The sequence below is a fragment of the bacterium endosymbiont of Bathymodiolus sp. 5 South genome (genome assembly GCF_900128535.1).
Taxonomy (GTDB): domain Bacteria; phylum Pseudomonadota; class Gammaproteobacteria; order PS1; family Pseudothioglobaceae; genus Thiodubiliella.
The window spans coordinates 1-7,820 of sequence record NZ_FQTR01000089.1; the positions used below are offsets into that span (position 1 = coordinate 1).

A 7,820-nucleotide genomic window follows, 5' to 3' on the forward strand; every position below is an offset into this window, starting at 1 on the left:
ATAATGGTAGCCAACGGCAAACCCGGCATGGCACCCAGTGATATCGATTCATTAAAACAAAAAGCAGATGAATTAGACCAACAATTAGAAAAACTAACAGACAAAATGGAAGAAATAATAACGGCACAAAGCCAAGCATTAGATAATATAGAACCACAAACACAAGCAGCAAATGCCACAAACGCCAAAGTTATTAAAATCAAAAAAGAAGTCGAACAAGCACAAGATAACTTAATACAAGCACAACAAAGCGTCGCAACATTAGAGAAAAAAATACAAGCAAACAACCAAGCAATCGAACAAGAAACACAAGCAGAAGAAACCGCAAAACAAGCCATCCAAAAAGAACAAGAGAAACAAGCAAAAACCAGCAACGAAATCAAACAAAGACAAGCCGAAAACGAAGCAGCAATAAAAGAAAAAATTGAAACAGAAAAATCACTAAAAAAACTACAAAACACACAACGATCACACAAACCCGCCAAAAAGGCAACCAAAGAAGAAGATCAAATAGCAAAAAACATACTAGCCGCTAAAGTCAACGAAGCACGCAAGCTAGACGGTGAAAAAAAACGAATCGTAAAAGCCACAGCAGACGCACTCACCACAGCAAATCAACAGCTACAAGAAACAGAAAAAACAATCGAAACAGCAAACAAAACACTAACACAAGCCCAACAAAGCATCCAGCAACAAACCACAAACAGACAACAAACACAACAAGAGCAAAGCTCCGCAAACCAACTCCTAGAAGAAGCAACACAAACAGTAGCCCAATTAAAAACCCAAGAAGCCACAGCAACAACAGAAAACAAAATAGCACAAGACACCTTACGCACAGCACAAAAAGAACAAGGTATAGAAGACAGAGAAGAAGAAATACGAAACATAAGACAACAATTAGACGAAACATCCAACAACATGAGTAAAACAGGCACTCAAATAAGACAACATGAACACAATGCAGCGTACGAAGAAAAAGCAAAAGAAGCAGAAGCAGACAATATCGTCAACTATGAAGAAGACACCCTCAAACAAAACGCCCCCATAAAAACACGCCTTGTACGAAACTTTCTATCTTATTTGGCAGGGGTCAAAGTTTCATACAGCGGATCTCACACCACAGTTCATTATGAAGACCCAGCCACAGGAACCACCACCACCATTAAATCAGGACCCCTTTCAGGCGCAGCCCATGAACACATACTCATAGATAATGTCCTAAAGATAGCAAAAGCCCTAAATCTATCCAAAAGCACCTTGAAAAATAAGTTTGGCGTCACCGTGCTTTCAAGTCCAAAAAAGCCAGAAACACCCCTAGACACCATCCCCACCCCAAACAAAGAAATTGTTGTTGTCCAAATGGGCGATAATCAAGAAGTCATAGCCACACGCAAAAGAATGGTTGAGAAAATAAAACAAGAATCAAACGGCTCAAATAAAATCCATGTTGTTAAAAAAGATAAATGGAAGGAAACACACCCCATAGAAGGAGATATTAGCACCTTAAAAGGCGAATACGAAATCAATGTCATTGGGCGTAGCACAATACAAGATGAAACCACCCGAGTCCTTGAAGGCAACAACGCCAAACAACTGCTTGAAGTCTTGGCAAGTATAGCCCCCCTCGAACGAGGAGCAGCGTCAGCAGACACCCCTGTTTTAAAAAAAATCACAATAACACATTGCAAAGAATCTGACTGTAGCCCTATCAACAATCTTGCCGAATCTCTAAGAGTAAAAGTAGCAGAAGACATCACCGTTAAAGACAGCCTAGAATACCAAAGAGATAAAGCCCTAAATCAATCTACATCTCAACAAAAAAAGCAACTCAATGCCGAAAGACGAGAACAAGAAAGCAATGCAGAACGAGAGAGAAGCAACAATGAACAAATCAATATAATGAATTGGGGGCGCTATAGAGAGCAAAAAAACCCCACCTTTGTTGAAACAAAAGAAATAAAACAAGAACGAGTCAAACAAGCAACGAGAATAGCCAGAGAAAAAGAAGTAATAGCAAATCAAGCAAAGGCAGAACAGGTTAAGCAAGAAATAAGGGTGGCAGAAGCTGCAGTAAAGAGCGGGAATAGAAGGCAGGATCAGATGACTGAGAGAGTGCAACAGAACGAAAAAGAGAAGCAAGAAGTTAAAAAACAAGCAATTAAACTTATAATAAAAGATATTGAGCGATTTAAAACAATACCCGATCAAGTAAAAACTAGATTAACGAAATATTTAGAACAAGATTCAGTAAAATTTCCACCTAAGATACAGGAGATGCCGAATAAAGTAGCTCCTCGCAGTTCAAAACAAATTGGCATTAGTGTGGAGCAAGCTGAAGTGAATGCTCTTAAGGTACACCTTACAGGATTGCTAACAGAACAAGAAATGTTTGTCCATAATTTAAGATATTTATTTTCCGATAAATCGTTAGCTACTGTGAATAACTGGGGTGACAAGGTTGTGAATTTTTGGATGAATTTCAAATACCTTAATTTTTCAGCCAGAAAATCAGCTAATAAATTAAGTGAACTTCAAAAAAATATCAACCCCAACAGTTGGTCAAGTGCAAGCGACCTTCTCAAAGAAATCAATGGACAAGTTCTTGCTGCTAAAGTATCAGAAATAATTCTAAAGGTTGACGAAGATACTAAGCGTCTTGAAGAGATTGATACTAAGTTAAAAGATATAGATAAATATAGTGAGGCTATGGTAGTAAAATTAAACGAAGCACACACATCGTCTGATAGAGATAAATTGGCAGCAAGGTTTTATGCAAACCTGGAAAAGGTGAATGAAGTATTTGATGCAACACACAGGTCTCATGAGAAGGCTTTGCTACATTTAAATTCTGCATTGAGAGTTCTTGAATATCTTGCTCAATTTATGAATGATGAGGGGGTCTCAACAAAGATAATAAACGACACTGAAGAAGAAAAGCAAAAAATAAGGAAAGCACTTGAGGCGATACCTTACCGCACACCAGCCTTTAATAGTATACGCAATACTAAGAAAATAATTTTTGAGGCGCAAGAGAGCTCCTCAGGTCTTATCGAAAATATAGTCATTGAAAGAGAAACGATAAAGAGCAAACAACAAGGTCTTGATGTTAAATTTGACACAGATGCTAATAAAATATCCTTGAAGCGTAACAAGTTAAATTTAGAGAATATAGAAAAAGATATAGAGGTTATGCGCATGAATTACGATGCTAGCTCTGTTGCTTTGTCTGATAATGTGAATATTAATTTGTTGATAAATGATATAGATGATAATTTAGAAAAAATAGACAACATCTTGGAAGAAATGGCAATAATAAAAACTTCAGATTTAAAGACAGAGGAAGTTATCAATGCTAATAAAATGCTTGAACAAGGTATATTGGAGCTTCGTCAATTAAGTCGAAAAACAACTGCCCTTTTATTCAAATATCAGGGATTGTTAGAAGAATCAACTCAAAAAAAACTCGCAATACTTGCTAAAAGAGAGCAAAAACAGGGTGCAATACCTTTAACAGCGCAGGAAATAATCAACAACACCGAAAAAGAGAGTAACCCACAAGCCACATCACCTTTACCCCATAAGAAAAACAAAAAATCACAAGACGATTCCGTCAATAGCCACATATCTGAATCAGATGAAAATAATGAAAAAATCCAGCAACAAGAAGCAACACCCACCCAATTAAAAAGCGATAAAGAAACAACAACCCCAAAACAAAAAATCACAGAGGACGACAAAAAAAATATCAAAGATACTGACACACCCCCTATTCAAGCACCCCAACAAGACAGCACATTAGCAAACAACCACACACCCAACGAAGAAAACAAGGGGGAGGCAACAAGCCAAAGAGGTCCACCAACTGATAAAGAGTTACCACAGCCACAAGAAGACACCCAAACTAAAAACGATGACAAGAAATATGACACTTATTTAATTATTCAAAAAGACGACGATGAAACCGCCAAAAAAGTAGAACAAGGCATTACCGAAAAATTAAACAAGCGCCATGGCAAAGAAAATGTTGTCGTTGTTAAAATTAATAAAAATGGCGAACAAGAAAGAATTCAAGGCAATTCAAAAAACCTAACAGGCAGAACAAAAGCACACATAATCGGACACGGCACAGAAGAAAACGGCATTAGAAAATTAGCCGGTCAAGATGGCACGCAAATAGCGAAAAACTTAAACGATATCATTCCACAAAATGCAGAATTAACCAAAGTATCTTTAGTCAGCTGCAACAGTGCCACCTGCGCTGGAAATAACACCAGTTTGGTTCAAGATGTTGAAAAAAATCTGAATAACTCTGTTACAGAAGTCAAGGGCTACACAGACAGGATAGATGCTAACGAACAAGGCAAAATAATATCCGTAACAAAAGGCGGATTAAGTGGTCGCGAGGGTAGAGACAAAGAGAACTCACAAGAAGGGCGACAGGGCTTTGAAATCGCACAACTCATTAAAACACTCGTCCCCACAGAAGCCATATTAACAAAACTTTCATTATTAAGCTGCAACAGTGGAGATTGCACGGTTGGAGTAACAAATATGGTAGCCGATGTAAAAACATTATTTAAGAGATTTGTTGCCATTCAAGGCTACCAAGGCACAGTCAATGTTGGCAGCAACGGCAAAGCAAAAATTGTAGCCAACGGCAAACCCGGTATGGCACCCAGTGATATTGATTCATTAAGAAAAAAATCAGAAGAATTAGGTCAGAAATTAGATGAACTAACAGACAAAATGGAAGAAAGAATAGCGGTACAAAGTCAAGCATTGGATAATACAGTACCACAAACACAAACAGCAAATACCATACAAACCGTCGCAACATTAGAGAAAAAAATACAAGCAGACAACCAAGCAATTGATGAGGAAACACAAGCAGCAGAAACTGTAAAACAAATCGTCCAAAAAGAACAAGTAAAAACATCTCTCAAGAATACAAGGGACGACAAAAAAGATAGTAACGCTATCAACAAGCCTTCTGATCAAGCACCACAACAAAACAACAGTAGATTGCAAGATAATAGCGACACTTCTAATCAAGGAAACAAGCCAAAGACAACAAGCCAAAGAGGTCCACCAACTGATAAAGAATCGCTACAGTCAAAAGATATTTCAATTAAAAGTGATGAGGAGACAACAGAAGAAGCATCTAAAACCCCTGCTTCCTTGAAACAAAAAATGACAACGGAGCAAGGACTCTCTTCTGCTCCTGTCCACGCTAGCAAACAATCACAAAAATCACCAACAACCACTGCTCAGCAAACAAAGGCAAAATCAATAAACAAATCAGAAGAACGGTCAAAAACACTGGAAAATAAAGCTCTACTGAGTTCATTGAAGTCAGAAGAATCCAATAAAAAAGAAACAACAGGCAGGAAAACTTTGTCAAAAGACACCAAGCCTCAACAACAAGTCACCACCCCCAAACACTCAATATTAAAAGACAAAAAAGCAAACTCAAAAGAAGACGCAATAAGCTTAGTTAATGAGACACCTATCTCAAACCATAAAGTTGACAAAAAATACCCACCCCAAACCCCAGACTTAAGCCTAGATCAAAAATCTCCCACGCAAAAAAGATCAAACAACCAAGCTCAACCAACAGCAAAAAACCCAAAAGACACAAACACCCCCATCAAACACGAAAGCCATATCATCATCCAAAAAGCAGATGACAGCACTACCGATAAGGCAAGAAAAAACCTAGTCAATAAATTAAACCAACAACACGGCAAAGAAAATGTCGTCGTTATTAAAGAAATAGAAAACAAAAAACCCCTAAAAATTCAAGGCAACATTGAAAATATCAAAGGCAACTACCAAGCCCAAATAATAGGACACGGAACCGAAGAAGACGGTGTTAGAAAACTAAATAAAAAAACGGGTAAAACAATAGCAGAAGAGCTAAAACAATTAACAAGCACCATTCACGATACCCAAGCACAACTTACCAAAACCTTGCTATTGAGTTGTGATGGCGACACTTGCGGCGCTAAAGGCACAAGCCTAGTACAAGATGTTAGCCAAGTACTGAAGAATGTAGCAGTAGAAGGCTTTGACAGCAGGGTTAATGTTAGGACTAATGGTAGCATTAAAGAAAATGTTCCAGAAGGAGAGGATGCTTTAGGGGGTTCTAGTTCCAAGCAAAAGAAAGAACAAAAGAAAAGCAAAAACGAGTCTGATCAAGAAGAAACAACAGACGCATGGGGGTTTGAGAAACCTAGCACCTCTGGAATATCACAAACACTAAAGAAAGAACAAAAGAAAAGCAAAAACGAGTCTGATCAAGAAGAAACAACAGACGCATGGGGGTTTGAGAAGCCTAGCACCTCTGGAATACCACAAACACCACAAAAAGTTAAAACAATCTCTTGGAAGCAAGGAGTATACGGAATAAGGAGAGGTATGAGTAACGGAGAATTAGAAAATCTCTGGGTGAGTGAGAAACATGACACCGCAACAGGAAAGAAGTTGTTCATAGATATGATTACTAATGTTAATGAACTTTCTAATGTTCTTGTGGAAAATATATCAGAAGATACATCTATGTATTTTGGCGGTGATTCTATTAATGGTAATGCGGAAGAGTTAAGAGCGTTTTATAAGCAAGAATATTCACATTTAGATAAAGAAAATCGGGAAGAAATAGTACAAGCAGCCTTACTCATATCCAGGTTAACGCAAAGGATAAACTTTGCCTTTTTTGCAAGGAACGATTGGAGAGATCAAGTTCAAGAGCGTGAAAGAATGCAATTAAAGGGGCCGTCAGTTTTTTTAGTTGGGGCAGCACATACCTTGCTACATGAAGCTGGGGGCACGCATTCAATGCACAATGCAAATGCATATCCTGCTTATCAATACCCTAATCCAGATAAAAGTATTGCTTTGGTGCCAGAGCAATTGATTGAATACAATAAACATCTTGATCGTAAAAACAAGAATGCCGCCCCCGAATACGCAGTATGGGTCAAAAGCCAAGACGAGTCAATGAATGACCCGTTCTTGGTTATGGGTCAAAAATCTGACATGGAAAAAGCATTTGGCAACAAAATCAGATTATTACCAAAACGGTTATCAGATTTAAACTCTGCCACCAAATACGAAAGCCGCATTATCATTCAAGAATCAGATGGTGAAATTGCTAATACCGCAACAAAAAATCTAGTCAAAAAATTACAAAAAAAATACAACAAAGAAGATATTGTCGTCATTAAAAGAGTAAACGAAGCACTGGTCGTCACTGAAGGTAACATGAAAAATATAAAAGGCGAATACAAAGTCAATGTCATAGGACATGGACATGAAGATAAGCGTGGCGTTAGAAGACTAGGGGGCAAAAACGGCGCACAAATAGCACAAGACTTAAAATCATTTAAATGGATGTCCTATGCAAAACTTGCCAAAGTTTCACTAATGAGTTGCTTTAGTGGTACTTGTGGTGCCTCAGGAAGAAGCCTAGTTGATGATTTTAGGCAAGCATTAGATGATAACACTGTAAAAATTAAAAGTTACAACGATAGAATTGACCTTAACTCTGAAGGTCAAGCAAAAGTCGTGTTCCATGGAGGACTTGTACGAGATGATAAAGGCACATCAAATACAAAGTCTCAACAACAAGTTGACTCCCCTGACCATCCACCACAAACCCTAGGCCTGAGCCTAGATCAAAAATCTCCCACGCAAAAAAGATCAAACAACCAAACTCAACCAACAGCAAAAAACCCAAAAGACACAAACACCCCCATCAAACACGAAAGCCATATCATCATCCAAAAAGCAGATGACAGCACTACCGATAAGGCAAG

General features: G+C 38.1%; 1 protein-coding gene. It reads left to right on the forward strand.

Annotation, left to right across the window (positions count from 1 at the left end; genetic code table 11):
* On the forward strand, positions 1–7,820 hold a 7,820-nt coding region (locus tag BBROOKSOX_RS07945; RefSeq protein ID WP_139660761.1), incomplete at both ends, for a C80 family cysteine peptidase.